The 13,635-nt window shown below is 64.8% G+C and carries 13 protein-coding genes; 6 read left to right on the top strand and 7 right to left on the bottom strand.

From position 1 onward, the window contains the following. Positions 1-22 precede the first annotated feature (22 nt). From rsmB to def, 3 genes are read right to left on the bottom strand one after another with little or no spacing between them, the layout of a single operon-like run. Positions 23-1,330, bottom strand: coding sequence for a 16S rRNA (cytosine(967)-C(5))-methyltransferase RsmB (rsmB, locus tag ABZO33_RS02850; RefSeq protein WP_414534771.1), 1,308 nt, complete (start codon positions 1,328-1,330; stop codon positions 23-25). Next, a complete protein-coding gene (fmt, locus tag ABZO33_RS02845; protein WP_414534770.1) occupies positions 1,327-2,259 on the bottom strand; it encodes a methionyl-tRNA formyltransferase in 933 nt (310 codons plus the stop codon). The genes rsmB and fmt overlap by 4 nt, the downstream gene beginning before the upstream one ends. Before the next feature lie 60 nt (positions 2,260-2,319). Further along, positions 2,320-2,826 (bottom strand): peptide deformylase, encoded by a 507-nt coding sequence (def, locus tag ABZO33_RS02840; RefSeq protein WP_038707094.1) that lies wholly within the window; start codon positions 2,824-2,826, stop codon positions 2,320-2,322. A 209-nt stretch (positions 2,827-3,035) separates the two neighbouring features. On the opposite strand from def, the gene dprA reads away from it, so the two are divergent. The 3 genes from dprA to ABZO33_RS02825 all read left to right on the top strand — a co-directional run bounded on the left by dprA (position 3,036) and on the right by ABZO33_RS02825 (position 5,480). Then, complete coding sequence (dprA, locus tag ABZO33_RS02835) at positions 3,036-4,133, top strand: DNA-processing protein DprA (protein WP_414534769.1); 1,098 nt, start codon at positions 3,036-3,038, stop codon at positions 4,131-4,133. Between the two features lie 39 nt (positions 4,134-4,172). Continuing rightward, positions 4,173-4,730, top strand: a complete 558-nt coding sequence (locus ABZO33_RS02830) for an L-threonylcarbamoyladenylate synthase (RefSeq protein WP_414534768.1) — start codon at positions 4,173-4,175, stop codon at positions 4,728-4,730. A 441-nt stretch (positions 4,731-5,171) separates the two neighbouring features. Further along, a complete protein-coding gene (locus ABZO33_RS02825; RefSeq protein WP_414534767.1) occupies positions 5,172-5,480 on the top strand; it encodes a hypothetical protein in 309 nt (102 codons plus the stop codon). A gap of 83 nt (positions 5,481-5,563) precedes the next feature. Here the strand turns inward: ABZO33_RS02825 and ABZO33_RS02820 are convergent, their stop codons facing one another. After that, positions 5,564-6,541, bottom strand: coding sequence for an NADPH:quinone reductase (locus ABZO33_RS02820; protein ID WP_414534766.1), 978 nt, complete (start codon positions 6,539-6,541; stop codon positions 5,564-5,566). A gap of 132 nt (positions 6,542-6,673) precedes the next feature. On the opposite strand from ABZO33_RS02820, the gene hemF reads away from it, so the two are divergent. Both hemF and aroE read left to right on the top strand, forming a co-directional pair. After that, the gene (gene hemF / locus ABZO33_RS02815; RefSeq protein ID WP_414534765.1) at positions 6,674-7,585 is read left to right on the top strand and encodes an oxygen-dependent coproporphyrinogen oxidase; all 912 of its coding nucleotides are present in this window, start codon (positions 6,674-6,676) and stop codon (positions 7,583-7,585) included. Positions 7,586-7,610: 25 nt separating this feature from the next. Next, complete coding sequence (gene aroE, locus ABZO33_RS02810) at positions 7,611-8,435, top strand: shikimate dehydrogenase (protein WP_414534764.1); 825 nt, start codon at positions 7,611-7,613, stop codon at positions 8,433-8,435. Between the two features lie 67 nt (positions 8,436-8,502). Here the strand turns inward: aroE and ABZO33_RS02805 are convergent, their stop codons facing one another. The 3 genes from ABZO33_RS02805 to betC are packed head-to-tail and all read right to left on the bottom strand — an operon-like array spanning position 8,503 to position 12,582. Beyond that, positions 8,503-10,068: a SulP family inorganic anion transporter gene (locus ABZO33_RS02805; protein WP_414534763.1), complete on the bottom strand. Its 1,566-nt coding sequence runs from the start codon at positions 10,066-10,068 to the stop codon at positions 8,503-8,505. 58 nt (positions 10,069-10,126) lie between these two features. After that, positions 10,127-11,050 (bottom strand): choline ABC transporter substrate-binding protein, encoded by a 924-nt coding sequence (gene choX / locus ABZO33_RS02800; RefSeq protein WP_414534762.1) that lies wholly within the window; start codon positions 11,048-11,050, stop codon positions 10,127-10,129. A gap of 14 nt (positions 11,051-11,064) precedes the next feature. Further along, positions 11,065-12,582, bottom strand: a complete 1,518-nt coding sequence (gene betC / locus ABZO33_RS02795) for a choline-sulfatase (protein ID WP_414534761.1) — start codon at positions 12,580-12,582, stop codon at positions 11,065-11,067. Positions 12,583-12,691: 109 nt separating this feature from the next. Here betC and ABZO33_RS02790 point away from each other — a divergent pair, with 109 nt between their 5' ends. Next, the gene (locus ABZO33_RS02790) at positions 12,692-13,588 is read left to right on the top strand and encodes a choline sulfate utilization transcriptional regulator (protein ID WP_414534760.1); all 897 of its coding nucleotides are present in this window, start codon (positions 12,692-12,694) and stop codon (positions 13,586-13,588) included. Positions 13,589-13,635 lie beyond the last annotated feature (47 nt).

Raw genomic sequence — 13,635 nt, 5'->3', positions numbered from 1 at the left:
ACTACTCCCTACGTTCTTGTGCTTACCGCGAGGCGGCGATCTTGATCAGCTTGGCATAGTAGAAGCCGTCATGGCCGCCTTCCTGGGCCAGCAGCTGGCGGCCGTGGGGCTGGCGCAGGCCGGCCTCGGTGGCCAGGTCCAGCTCGCGGGCACCGGGGGTGCGGGCGAGGAAGGCGTCGATCACTTCGGTGTTCTCGGTCGGCAGGCTCGAGCAGGTGGCATAGAGCAGCATGCCGCCCACTTCCAGGGTCGGCCACAGGGCATCGAGCAGTTCGCCTTGCAGCGCGGCCAGGGCCGGAATGTCGTCGGCCTGGCGGGTCAGCTTGATGTCCGGGTGGCGGCGGATCACGCCGGTGGCCGAGCACGGGGCGTCGAGCAGGATGCGCTGGAATGGCTTGCCGTCCCACCAGCTGGCGGTGTCGCGGGCGTCGCAGGCGATCAGTTCGGCATCGAGCTTGAGGCGGTCGAGGTTCTCGCGCACTCGGGTCAGGCGTTTGGCCTCGAGGTCGATGGCGACCATGTGCGCAAGCTTCGGCTCGGCTTCGAGCAGATGGCAGGTTTTGCCGCCTGGCGCGCAGCAGGCGTCGAGCACACGCTGCCCGGGGGCCAGCTCCAGCAAGTCGGCGGACAGCTGCGCGGCTTCGTCCTGAACGCTCACCCAGCCTTCGCTGAAGCCCGGCAGGCCGCGCACGTCGCAGGCCTCGGCCAGGACGATACCGTCACGGCTGTACTGGCAGGCGCTGGCGCCGATGCCGGCCTCGGCCAGCAGCGCTAGATAAGCATCGCGGCTGTGATGGCGGCGGTTGACGCGCAGGATCATCGGCGGGTGGGCGTTGTTGGCGGCGCAGATCGCTTCCCACTGCTCAGGCCAGAAGGCCTTGAGCGACTTCTGCAGCCAGCGCGGGTGGGCGGTGCGCACTACCGGGTCGCGCTCCATGTCGACGAGCAGTGCCTCACCTTCACGCTGGGCACGGCGCAGCACGGCATTGAGCAGGGCCTTGGCCCACGGCTTCTTCAGCTTGTCGGCACACCCGACAGTTTCGCCGATGGCGGCGTGGGCCGGGATACGGGTGTAGAACAGCTGGTACAGGCCGACCAGTAGCAGCGCCTGCACATCGGCGTCGGCGGCCTTGAAGGGCTTCTGCAACAGTTGTACGGCCAGCAGGTCCAGGCGCGGCTGCCAGCGGGCGGTGCCGAAGGCCAGGTCCTGGGTCAGGCCACGGTCGCGTTCCTCGACCTTGTCCAGTTGCGCCGGCAGCGAGCTGTTCAGCGAAGCCTTGCCGCTGAGCACAGCGGCCAAGGCACGGGCGGCAGCCAGGCGTGGGTTCATTGGCCGAGTACCTTGCCACTGGCGAATTTCTCGCGGCGGCTGTTGAACAGGTCGGCGAAGTTGAGGGCCTTGCCCCCCGGCAGCTGCAGGCGGGTCAGGCTCAGGGCCTGGTCACCGCAAGCGACCACCAGGCCATCTTTGCTGGCCGACAGGATTTCGCCGGGGGCGCCCTGGGCTGTGGACAAGTTGGCGGCCAGTACCTTGACGCTTTCGCCGTCGAGGGTGCTGTGGCACACCGGCCAGGGGTTGAAGGCACGGATCAGGCGTTCCAGCTCAACGGCTGGGCGGCTCCAGTCGATGCGCGCTTCGTCCTTGTTCAGCTTGTGGGCGTAGGTGGCCAGGGCATCGTCCTGGACTTCACCTTGCAGCGAACCGTCGGCCAGGCCGGCGATGGCCTGGACTACAGCCGGCGGGCCCATCTCGGCGAGGCGGTCGTGCAGGCTACCGCCGGTGTCGTCGGCACTGATCGGGGTGACTACCTTGAGCAGCATGGGGCCGGTGTCCAGGCCAGCTTCCATGCGCATCACGGTCACGCCGCTCTCGGCGTCGCCGGCTTCGACGGCGCGCTGGATCGGCGCCGCGCCGCGCCAGCGCGGCAGCAAGGATGCGTGACTGTTGATACAGCCCAGGCGCGGGATATCCAGCACTGCTTGCGGCAGGATCAGGCCGTAGGCCACCACCACCATCAGGTCGGGCTTGAGCGCGGCCAGTTCGGCCTGGGCGTCGGCGTTGCGCAGGGTTGGCGGCTGGAACACCGGGATGTCATGGGCCACGGCCAGCTGTTTGACCGGGCTCGGCATGAGCTTCTGGCCACGGCCGGCGGGGCGGTCGGGCTGGGTGTAGACGGCCACGATCTCGTACGGGCTGTCGAGCAGGGCCTTGAGGTGTTCGGCGGCAAACTCCGGGGTGCCAGCAAAGACGATGCGCATGGTGTTCTCGCTGCAAAAAAGAAAAAGGCTTGCCGGAGCAAGCCTTCTGGAAGGTGGGGATCAGGCTTGCTGGCGGTGCTGCTTTTCCAGCTTCTTCTTGATCCGGTCACGTTTGAGCTGCGACAGGTAGTCGACGAACAGCTTGCCGTTGAGGTGATCGAACTCGTGCTGCACGCACACCGCCAGCAGGCCTTCGCATTCCAGCTCGTAGGGCTTGCCGTCGCGGTCCTGGGCCTTGACCCGCACACGCAGCGGGCGGTCGACGTTCTCGTAGAAGCCCGGTACCGACAGGCAGCCTTCCTGATACTGGCCCATGTCGTGGGTCAGCTCTTCGACGCTGGGGTTGATGAAGACGCGCGGTTCGCTGCGATCTTCGCTCAGGTCCATCACCACGACTTGCTGGTGCACGTTGACCTGGGTCGCGGCCAGACCGATGCCCGGGGCTTCGTACATGGTTTCGAACATGTCGTCGATCAGCTGGCGCAAGGCGTCGTCAAACACCGTTACCGGTTTGGCAATGGTACGCAGGCGCGGATCGGGGAATTCGAGAATGTTCAAAATGGCCATGGCGGTCAGGCAGTCACTGTGCGGTCGGTTGAAAACTGAGCACACATAATAAAGGGAAAAGGTGGACAAGGCACCTGTGAAAGCTCGGCTAGGGTCTTTATGGGCTTGATAGCTGCCATTTAATGGACAGCTTTTCAAAGTATTACCCACAAAGTTATCCACAGGTTGTGCCACGCCGATGGCCCCCTGTCGATCAAGGAGGATCACCCATGAGCACTCTCCGTTCGTCGCCTTGCTCGCCTGCCGAACTGGAGGCGCGGCTGCGTCTGCATCGCCTCCCCGACATCGGCCTGCGCCGCTTTCTCACCCTGATCGAAGCCTTTGGCAATGCCTCATCGGCACTCAGTGCGCCGGCCAGTGCCTGGCGTGCGCTGGGGTTGTCAGCTGCCAGTATCGATGCCCGTCGCAGCCCTGAGGTGCGCGATGGCGCATTGGCTGCAATGGCCTGGTTAGAGCGTACGGGCCAGCATTTGCTGATGTGGGACGGGCCTGGCTACCCCGCATTGCTGAGTGAAATTGACGACCCGCCACCCCTGCTGTTCGTTGCCGGCGACCCCGCTTTGCTGGAGCATCCGCAGCTGGCGATAGTGGGTAGCAGGCGTGCTTCACCACCGGCGCTGGATACTGCGGCTGCGTTCTCGCGTTGCCTGGCGCAAGCCGGGTTCACCATCACCAGCGGGCTGGCGCTGGGCGTTGACGGTGCCGCTCATCGGGCTGCGCTGAAAGCCGGGGGGCAGACGATTGGGGTGCTCGGCACGGGGTTACAAAAACTTTATCCACAGCGCCACCGTGACCTTGCCCGGGCGATGCTCGACAGCGGCAGCGCGCTGGTTTCCGAGTACCCGCTGGATGCCGGGCCGCTGGCCGGTAACTTCCCCAGGCGCAACCGCATCATCAGCGGGCTGTCACTCGGCGTGCTGGTGGTGGAGGCGAGCATCGCCAGCGGTTCATTGATCACCGCGCGCCTTGCCGCGGAACAAGGGCGTGAGGTGTATGCCATCCCGGGTTCGATCCACCACCCTGGCGCCAAGGGCTGCCACCAACTGATCCGCGACGGCGCGCTGCTGGTGGAAAGCGTGGAACAGATCCTCGACAGCCTGCACGGCTGGCAGAACTTGCCGGGCGCGCCTGTGGGCAAAGCCGACCATCCCCTGCTCGCCTTGCTCCACGCCGCACCCCACACCAGCGAAGGCCTTGCGCACAGCAGCGGCCAACCTTTAGCCCAGGTACTGGCCAGCCTTACCGAGCTGGAGCTCGAAGGCCGGGTGAGCAATGAAGCCGGGCGTTGGTTTGCCCGTTCCGGCTAAGTACACTGCGCACACGGCGTTTATGCGGAGAGACGGAAAATGGTGAGCAGTTGGCGTGTGCAACAAGCCGCGCGTGAGGTGAAGGCGGGTGCGGTGATCGCCTATCCGACGGAAGCGGTCTGGGGCCTGGGCTGCGACCCGTGGAACGAGGACGCGGTGTATCGCCTGCTGGCGCTCAAGTCGCGGCCTGTGGATAAAGGCCTGATCCTGATCGCCGACAATATTCGCCAGTTCGACTTCCTGTTCGAGGATTTCCCCCAGGACTGGATCGACCGCATGGGCGCTACCTGGCCGGGGCCGAATACCTGGCTGGTGCCACACCAGGACCTGCTGCCCGAGTGGGTGACCGGCCAGCACGACACCGTGGCGTTGCGGGTCAGCGATCATCCACAGGTGCGCGAGCTGTGCGCGCTGGTGGGGCCGCTGATTTCCACCTCGTGCAACCCGGCCGGGCGCCCGGCGGCCAAGAGCCGGTTGCGGGTGGAGCAGTATTTCCACAAGCAGCTGGACATGGTGCTGGGTGGGGCGCTGGGGGGGCGGAAGAATCCGAGCCTGATTCGCGACCTGGTAACCGGCGAGGTTGTGCGCCCGGGCTGAGTGCTGGATGCATGCCGTGAACCTTTGTGGGAGCGGGCTTGCCCCGCGATAGCGCCCTCCCAGGCGCTGCGGTTGTAGCTCCTGGCGCGATCGCGGGGCAAGCCCGCTCCCACGGAGGTCGCCTTCAGCCTCAGGATTTTCTGATTCCGTTCCCCAAGGCTGCTCATTTTGTAATCAGCGAATTATCCTACGTTGCCTGTCGACTGCCATTACCTTCTCAGTGGGAACACCTGCCTCTAGGCTCCAGACCGTCGCCGAATAACTTGGCGATCGGGTGTGGTAACCCGAGTAGGGAGAGATCTTGGCAGTCTATGGTGGCTGCATGCGGGAGGCCTTGTGCCTGCCGGGTTTTGAGATCTCTCCCGGTTTACCACCCCGTATGCAGCTGCCACCCATCCGTGTGGTAACGGATGCTTGCCGGCCTAGACGTGAGATCTCAAAATGAAAAAGATCGTCCCCGATCCACCCCTCCCCAACACCTCCACCCACCCCTTCGGCCGCTGCGACGCCGGCCACCCACCGCTCTTCACCGTAAACCCCAACATCGAAGCTCACGACGCCCTGGTGCACGTCGCGCTTTACCTGCGCTGTGCTTACGACACCGGCATCAAGGCCCTCGACCACCTGCGCGACGAGGGGCGAGGCATGTATTGGTCGAGCCTGCACTCGCTGGAAATGGCGGAGGGGTTGGTGGAGGCGATGCTTGAGGGCATCGAGTCGGCGCCAGTGGTCAAGAAATCCACCGGTTGAGCTGACGCAATCGCGGGGCAAGCCCGCTCCCACGCCGATCTCTGGTCATGGCGTGGGAGCGGGCTTGCCCCGCGATTTGGCCTTCAAGGCAGCAGAACAGTCGAGCCGACAGTCCGCCGCGCCGACAACTCACTCTGCGCCTTGGCCGCCTCACTCAACGGATACCGCTGCTGGATATCCACCACCAGCTTGCCGCTGGCGATCATCGCGAACAGGTCATCGGCCATGGCCTGGGTGTTCTCGGCGTTGTTGGCATAGCTCGCCAGCGTTGGCCGGGTGACATACAACGACCCCTTCTGCGACAGGATCCCCAAGTTGACCCCGGTTACCGCGCCGGAGGCATTGCCGAAGCTCACCATCAACCCCCGCGGCCTCAGGCAATCCAGCGAGGTCAGCCAGGTATCCGCCCCCACGCCGTCATACACCACCGCGCACTTTTGACCGTCGGTCAGCTCCAGCACGCGCTTGGCTACGTCTTCATGGCTGTAGTCGATGGTCGCCCAGGCGCCGAGCGCCTTGGCTCGCTCGGCTTTCTCAGCCGAGCTGACAGTGCCGATCAGCTTGGCCCCCAGTGCCTTGGCCCACTGGCAAGCCAGCGAACCCACACCACCGGCAGCAGCATGGAACAGCACGAAATCCCCCGGCTGCACGGCGTAGGTCTGCTTGAGCAGATACTGCGTGGTCAGCCCCTTGAGCATCACCGCCGCCGCCTGCTCGAAGCTGATCGCCTCGGGCAGCTTGACCAGGTTGGCCTCCGGCAGTGTATGTACCTCGCTGTAGGCCCCCAGCGGCCCGCCGGCATAGGCCACACGGTCGCCGACCTTGATCCGGCTGACGCCCTCGCCCACGGCTTCGACCACCCCTGCCGCTTCGGTACCTAGCCCGGAAGGCAGCGACGGCGGCGCATACAGCCCGCCACGGAAATAGGTGTCGATGAAGTTCAGGCCGATCGCATGGTTGCGCACACGCACCTGTTGCGGGCCGGGTGGTGCCGGGTCGAAATCCACCAATTGCAGGACTTCCGGGCCGCCATGCTGGTTGAACTGGATACGCTTGGCCATCACACACTCCTGTCGTCGAGGGTCGCAAAGGCCTTCTATCGGACGCCTTTGCTTGACCGCCGTCAACTGCGACGCGGCGTCGGCCGGTGGTATGCTACGCGGCGAATTTTCCCGCTCCTTCCAGGTGACCCGATGACCAGCCGCACCGAGGCCGTAAAAGCCTACCTGCTCGACCTGCAAGACCGCATCTGCACTGCCCTCGAGACCGAAGACGGCGGCGCCCGCTTCGTCGAGGATGCCTGGGTGCGCGATGCCGGTGGCGGTGGTCGCACGCGGGTGATCGGCGAGGGCAAGGTGATCGAGAAAGGTGGGGTCAACTTCTCCCACGTGTTCGGCAGCGGCCTGCCGCCGTCAGCCAGTGCCCACCGCCCGGAACTGGCGGGCCGTGGCTTCGAGGCCCTGGGCGTGTCGCTGGTGATCCACCCGCACAACCCGCATGTGCCGACCTCCCACGCCAACGTGCGGTTCTTCATCGCTGAAAAGGAAGGCGAAGAGGCGGTGTGGTGGTTCGGTGGCGGTTTCGACCTGACCCCGTACTACGGTAACGAGGAAGACTGTGTGCACTGGCACCGCGTCGCCGAGCAGGCCTGTGCGCCGTTCGGCGCCGACGTCTACCCGCGCTACAAGGCCTGGTGCGACCGCTACTTCCACCTCAAGCACCGTGGCGAACCGCGCGGTATCGGTGGCCTGTTCTTCGATGACCTGAACGAGTGGGACTTCGACACCTGCTTCGCCTTCATGCGCGCCATCGGCGATGCCTATGTAGACGCCTACCTGCCGATCATCCAGCGCCGCAAGGGCACCCCGTACACGCCCGCCCAGCGCGAATTCCAGGAATACCGCCGTGGCCGCTACGTCGAGTTCAACCTGGTCTACGATCGTGGCACGCTGTTCGGCCTGCAGTCCGGTGGCCGCACCGAGTCGATCCTGATGTCGCTGCCACCGCAGGTGCGCTGGGGTTACGATTGGAAGGCCGAGCCCGGCAGCGAGGAAGCGCGCCTGACCGACTACTTCCTGCAGGACCGCGACTGGCTCGCCCAGTAAGCCTGTGGATAACCGAGGAGCTCCCATGGACCAGTACGTCGTATTCGGCAACCCCATCGGCCACAGCAAGTCGCCGCTGATCCACCGCCTGTTCGCCGACCAGACTGGCGAGGACCTCGAGTACGCCACTCTGCTGGCGCCGGTGGACGAGTTCAGCGACTGTGCCCGGGGCTTCTTCAAGCAAGGCAGCGGCGCCAATGTCACTGTGCCGTTCAAGGAAGAGGCCTATCGCCTGTGCGACAGCCTTACCCCACGCGCCAAGCGTGCCGGCGCGGTGAACACCTTGAGCAAGCTGGCCGACGGTACGTTGCAAGGCGACAACACCGATGGCGCCGGGCTGGTGCGTGACCTCACCATCAACGCCGGGGTCGAACTGGCTGGCAAGCGCATCCTCATCCTTGGTGCCGGCGGTGCGGTGCGTGGTGTGCTGGAGCCGATCCTGGCGCACCAGCCGCAGTCGCTGGTGATTGCCAACCGCACGGTGGAGAAGGCCGAGCAGCTGGCCCGTGAGTTCGATGAGCTGGGGCCGGTGGTGGCCAGCGGTTTTGCCTGGTTGCAGGAGCCGGTGGACGTGATCATCAACGCCACTTCGGCGAGCCTGGCTGGTGAGCTGCCGCCGATTGCCGACAGTCTGGTCGAGGCGGGGCGTACCGTTTGCTACGACATGATGTATGGCAAGGAACCGACACCGTTCTGCCAGTGGGCCAGCAAGCTGGGTGCGGCGAAGGTGCTGGATGGGCTGGGGATGTTGGCGGAACAGGCGGCCGAGGCATTCTTCATTTGGCGTGGGGTTCGGCCTGAGACCGGGCCGGTGCTGGATGAGCTGCGCCGGCAGTTGGCGCGCGGCTGAGTCTAGCACCCGATCGCGGGGCAAGCCCGCTCCCACGATCCGGTGTGGGAGCGGGCTTGCCCCGCGACTAATCCTCAAACCGGATCGAGCACAACGCTGCCCCTTCCAGCTTCTGCAATTCTTCGATCACCTGCGGCCTTGCCCGCTGCAACGTCAGGCTTCCGCCACTGCGCATCAACCGCCGCGCCTCGCGGTGCAACATATCCACACCCGAGTAATCGATGAAGTTCACCTGGCGCGCATCGATCACCACGTGTGGCCCCTGGCAGCGCTGAAGGCGCACCTGCAGGTAGTGCGCCGCGCCGAAGAAGATCGACCCGCCAACCCGCAAGATGTCCGTCTCCCCTTCCCGGCTTTGCTGCACCCGCGGCCGTGACGTGCGTTTCAGATAGAAGAACAGCGAAGCCAGCACCCCGGCATAGATTGCCGTCTGCAGCTCCAGCAGCAGCGTCGCTGCCGCCGTCAGCACCATCACCAGGAACTCCGAGCGACTGACCCGGAACAGCGCGCGAATGCCGCGATGGTCGACCAGCCCCCAGCAGATCAGCAGGATGCTCCCCGCCATCGCAGGTATCGGCAGGTGGGCGATCAACCCGGCACCGGTCACCGCGAACAACGCCACCCACAACGCCGAGAACACCCCAGCCAGTGGCGAACGTGCACCCGCGTCGTAACTGAGGCCCGAGCGAGTGAAGGAACCTGCGGACAGGTAGCCGGAGAAAAACGCGCCGCCGATATTCGACAGGCCTTGTGCGCGGATTTCCTGGTCAGGGTCGATCAGTTGCTCCGAACGTGCCGACAACGAGCGGGCAATCGACAGGCTGGTGACCAACCCAAGCATGCCCACCGCGACAGCACTGGGCAGCAGGCGCAGTATCAGCTCCACATCCAGCAGAAACAGCGGGCTGAAGGGCGGGAGCTGCCCGGTGAACGCAGCCACCCTGGGCACATGGCCGAACACGCCGGGCAATAGCCAGGCCACCAGGCTGACCAGCAGCAGGCTTATCAACAGGCTTGGCCAGCGCTGGCGCCACAGTTTCAGGGCAATACCGATGACCAGCGTGGCCAGGCCCAGGGCCAGCGATGGCACATCCACTTCGCCCATGTGCCCAGCCAGGTCCTGCACGGTCTTCAACGCAGTGGCCTGGCTCGGCAGGTCCATCCCCAGCAGGTTCGGTAGCTGCCCAAGGGCGATGACGATGGCGGCGCCGAGGGTGAAGCCCAGCACCACTGAGTGGGAAACGAAATTGACCAGCGCACCGAAGCGCAACAGCCCCAGCAGCAACTGGAAGATGCCGCCAAGGAAGGTCAGCAGCAGTATCAGGGTTACATAGTCGGCGCTGCCGGCCACGGCCAGGGGGCTGATGCTGGCGTACAGGACGATGGAGATAGCAGCGGTGGGGCCACAGATCAGGTGCCAGGACGAACCCCACAGGCAGGCGATCAGCACCGGGACGATGGCCGCATACAGGCCGTACTCGGCGGGCAGGCCGGCGATCAGGGCGTAGGCGATGGACTGCGGCAGGGCAAGGATGGCGCCGCTCAGGCCCACCAGCAGGTCCTGGCGCAGGCTGCGGCCCGATTGGCGGGGCAGCCAGGTGAGGAAGGGCAGCAGGTGGGTCAGGCGCGGCATGGTTATCCAAGATCCTCGATAAGTGGGAGCGTGGGAGCGGCGGTTCGCCGCTCCCACGTTACAGTTTCGCCTCTACGGCTTTACGGGCATCGGCGCCGGCCTTGGTTGTCACGCCCGCCAACCATCCGTCCAGCAGCTCAGGATGCGTTTTCACCCAAGCCTTGGCTGCCTCATCGAAGCTCACCTTCTTATCCACAACCTCCGCCATGATGCTGTTCTCCATCTCCAGCGAGAACTTCAGGTTACCCAGCAGCTTCGCCGCATTCGGGCAGGCTTGTGGATAACCTTTGCGGGTCAGGGTGTACACATCACCCTTGCTGCCGAACCACTGCTCCCCGCCCGTGAGGTAATGCATCTTCAGCTTCACGTTCATCGGGTGCGGGGTCCAGCCCAGGAAGGTGATGAACTGCTGTTTCTTCACCGCACGGTCCACCTGCGCCAGCATTGCCTGCTCGCTGGACTCGACCAGTTTCCACTGCCCCAGGTCGAACTCGTTCTTGTCGATGATCTCTTTCAGCGACAGGTTGGCCGGCGCGCCCGAACCAATGCCATAGAGCTTCTTGTCGAACTGCTCGGCATGTTTTTGCAGGTCGGCGAAGTCCTTCACGCCTGCGTTCCATACATAATCGGGCACCGCCAGGGTGAACTCGGTGCCTTCCAGATTTTTCGCCAGCTGCTGCACATCGCCATTGGCGATGAACTTGTCATGGAAGCCCTGCTGCGCCGGCATCCAGTTGCCAAGGAAGGCATCCACCCGGCCATCCTTCAGGCCACCGTAGATGATCGGCACGGCCAGGCTGTCGATCTTCACCTGGTAACCCAGGCTTTCCAGGAGCAGCCGGGCCAGGGCGTTGGTGCTGGCGATATCGCTCCAGCCGGGGTCGGCCAGTTTCACGGTGTTGCATTGCGCGTCGCTGTCGGCGGCGTGTGCCGTGCCCAGGCTCAGGGCCAGGGCGAGCACGGCGGTGGAGAACTTCTGCATGGCGGCCTCTCTTCTCAATCCAGGGGTGCGGGCTGTGGATAACGTGCCTTGCGCTCGAGGTCGTCGAGATCGATATGGTTGCGCATGTACTGTTGGCTGGCGTCCACCAACGGTTGGTGGTCCCAGCTTTTCAGTGTGCCGATGGCCAGTGCCTCGGCCACCAGGCGGCGGCGCCGTTGGCTGGCCAGCACCTGCTGGCGCAGGGCCGGGATATCCCAGCGCTGCCTGGCTTCATCGGCAAATGCCTGCAGCAGCGCCTGGTGGTCCGGGCTGCCGGTGAGGTTCTCCCGCTCGTGCGGGTCGCGGCTCAGGTCGTAGAGTAGCCATGGGTCGTCTTCGCTGTACACGAACTTGTAGGGGCCACGGCGGATCATCATCAGCGGGCCGACCGTGCCTTCGGCCATGTACTCGCCGATTACCTCGTCATGTCCGCCCTGCCCTTGCAGGTGGCCGAGCAGCGAACGGCCGTCCAGGTGCAGGTGGTTATCCACAGCGCCGCCGGCCAGTTCGACCAGGGTGGGCAGCAGGTCGCAGGTGGACACGCTGGCGCTGATTCGCGCCGGTGCGAAGCGCTTGGGCGCGTGGATCAGCAGCGGTACCCGCGCCGACATCTCGAACCAGTGCATCTTGTACCAGAGCCCGCGCTCGCCAAGCATGTCGCCATGGTCGCCCGAGAACACGATCAGGGTGTCGTCGGCCAGGCCGCACTCCTCGAGGGTCTGCAGCAGCTTGCCGATGTTGTCGTCGATGTAGCTGCAAGCGCCGAAGTAGGCGCGGCGGGCGTCGCGGATCTTGTCCACTGGCAGGGGCTTGTTCCACAGGTCGTAGACCTTGAGCAGACGTTGCGAGTGCGGGTCCTGCTGGTCCTGGGCGATTTCTTCGCGCGGCAGCGGGATATCCACAGCCTCGTACATATCCCAGTAGTGTTTGGGGATGGTGTAGGGGTCGTGGGGGTGGGTCATGGAGACGGTCAGGCAGAACGGCCGGCCGTCGTCCTCGCGCACATGGTCATAGAGGTACTGGCGCGCCTTGAACACCACCTCTTCGTCGAAATCCAGCTGGTTGGTGCGCACGCAGGGCCCGGCCTGCAACACCGAAGACATGTTGTGGTACCAGCTCGGGCGCACCTCCGGTTCATCCCAGTTCACCGCCCAACCGTAGTCGGCCGGGTAGATATCGCTGGTCAGGCGTTCTTCGTAGCCGTGCAGCTGGTCCGGGCCGCAGAAATGCATCTTGCCCGACAGTGCGGTGCGGTAGCCCAGACGCCGCAGGTAGTGGGCATAGGTCGGAATGTCGGCAGGAAAGTCGGCGGCGTTGTCATAGGCGCCAATGCGGCTGGGCAACTGGCCGCTGACCAGGGTGAAGCGTGACGGTGCGCACAATGGGCTGTTGCAATAGGCGGAGTCGAACACCACGGCCTGTTCGGCCAGGCGCGCCAGGTTGGGCATCCTGATCGGCGACGGGTTGTAGATCGGCAGCAGCGGCGCGGCCATCTGGTCGGCCATGATGAACAGGATATTGGGTCGCTTCATGGTGCCCTTCCATCGTCGGGAGTTATGGTGAACGCTTGCAATCCAGCATGGTGCTGTGGATAACGTGGGTAAAGCCCATGCCGGGCAATGACTGGGATTAGCCAAGCTTATGTTTGAGCACCTCGCCGACCTGCCCCTCGACACCTTGCGCGTGTTCGAGGCCGCCGCCCGCCTGCGCAGCTTCACCGCTGCCGCCGTGGAGCTGGGCACCACCCAGCCGGCGGTCAGCCAGCAGATGAAGCGCCTGGAGGCGCAGTTGGGCACGCGGTTGTTCGACCGGATTTACCGGGGCATCGAGCTGACCGAGGCGGGGTTGCTGTTGTTCGAACAGGTGCACCAGGGCTTGCAGGCGATGGACGATGGCGTTGCCCAAGCCAGTGGGCGCGGCCAGCGCGAGGTGCTGCAGGTGGCTACCGACTTCGCCTTTGCGGCGTTCTGGCTGATGCCACGTTTGCAGCGTTTCCACGAGGCTTATCCACAGGTGGACGTGAGCCTGGTGACCGGCGAGCGCAGCCAGGCGATGCTGCGCCCGGACATCGATGTGGCGGTGCTGTTCGGTGATGGGCGCTTCCATCAGGGCGAGAGCCGCTGGCTGTTCGATGAGGAAGTTTTCCCGGTGTGCAGCCCGCGGCTGATTCATGGCAAACCCTTGTCAGCCGTGGCTTTGCAGCGATTGCCATTGCTGCATTTGAAGGGCGAGCAGGCCAGTCGCTGGTTTGATTGGGCCGGGGTTTTCCGTGGTCTTGGCGTGGACAGCCCTCCTCCGTCCGGTCAGCTGCGATTCGACAACTACACCCTGCTGATTCAGGCGGCGATTGCTGGCCAGGGCGTGGCGATCGGCTGGGCGCATCTGGTGGACGGGCTGGTCGAGCAGGGGCTGCTGTGCCGGCCGCTGCAAGGCAGCTTGCGTTCGACGCGGGGGTATTACGTGGTGCTGCCGCCACGCAAGCGGCGTGGGGCGTTGATCGAGCGGTTTGTGGATTGGCTGGAGCAGGAGCGCCTGTAATGAGATGGCGTAGACTTCAAGATGTTCGCATTACTGCAATCAGGAGC

Source organism: Pseudomonas sp. CAM1A (assembly GCF_047501685.1).
GTDB lineage: Bacteria > Pseudomonadota > Gammaproteobacteria > Pseudomonadales > Pseudomonadaceae > Aquipseudomonas.
Note: the sequence above shows the minus strand (reverse complement) of the source record. Positions and strands in the feature narration are given on the sequence as shown.

What these genes read in the sequence shown, in the direction of transcription:
- def (WP_038707094.1), bottom strand. Translation starts at nt 2,826, where the DNA reads ATGGCCATTTTGAACATTCTCGAATTCCCCGATCCGCGCCTGCGTACC.
- ABZO33_RS02825 (WP_414534767.1), top strand. Translation starts at nt 5,172, where the DNA reads ATGAAAAAGATCGTCCCCGATCCACCCCTCCCCAACACCTCCACCCAC.
- ABZO33_RS02820 (WP_414534766.1), bottom strand. Translation starts at nt 6,541, where the DNA reads ATGGCCAAGCGTATCCAGTTCAACCAGCATGGCGGCCCGGAAGTCCTG.
- dprA (WP_414534769.1), top strand. Translation starts at nt 3,036, where the DNA reads ATGAGCACTCTCCGTTCGTCGCCTTGCTCGCCTGCCGAACTGGAGGCG.
- fmt (WP_414534770.1), bottom strand. Translation starts at nt 2,259, where the DNA reads ATGCGCATCGTCTTTGCTGGCACCCCGGAGTTTGCCGCCGAACACCTC.
- ABZO33_RS02805 (WP_414534763.1), bottom strand. Translation starts at nt 10,068, where the DNA reads ATGCCGCGCCTGACCCACCTGCTGCCCTTCCTCACCTGGCTGCCCCGC.
- betC (WP_414534761.1), bottom strand. Translation starts at nt 12,582, where the DNA reads ATGAAGCGACCCAATATCCTGTTCATCATGGCCGACCAGATGGCCGCG.
- ABZO33_RS02790 (WP_414534760.1), top strand. Translation starts at nt 12,692, where the DNA reads ATGTTTGAGCACCTCGCCGACCTGCCCCTCGACACCTTGCGCGTGTTC.
- aroE (WP_414534764.1), top strand. Translation starts at nt 7,611, where the DNA reads ATGGACCAGTACGTCGTATTCGGCAACCCCATCGGCCACAGCAAGTCG.
- ABZO33_RS02830 (WP_414534768.1), top strand. Translation starts at nt 4,173, where the DNA reads ATGGTGAGCAGTTGGCGTGTGCAACAAGCCGCGCGTGAGGTGAAGGCG.
- choX (WP_414534762.1), bottom strand. Translation starts at nt 11,050, where the DNA reads ATGCAGAAGTTCTCCACCGCCGTGCTCGCCCTGGCCCTGAGCCTGGGC.
- hemF (WP_414534765.1), top strand. Translation starts at nt 6,674, where the DNA reads ATGACCAGCCGCACCGAGGCCGTAAAAGCCTACCTGCTCGACCTGCAA.
- rsmB (WP_414534771.1), bottom strand. Translation starts at nt 1,330, where the DNA reads ATGAACCCACGCCTGGCTGCCGCCCGTGCCTTGGCCGCTGTGCTCAGC.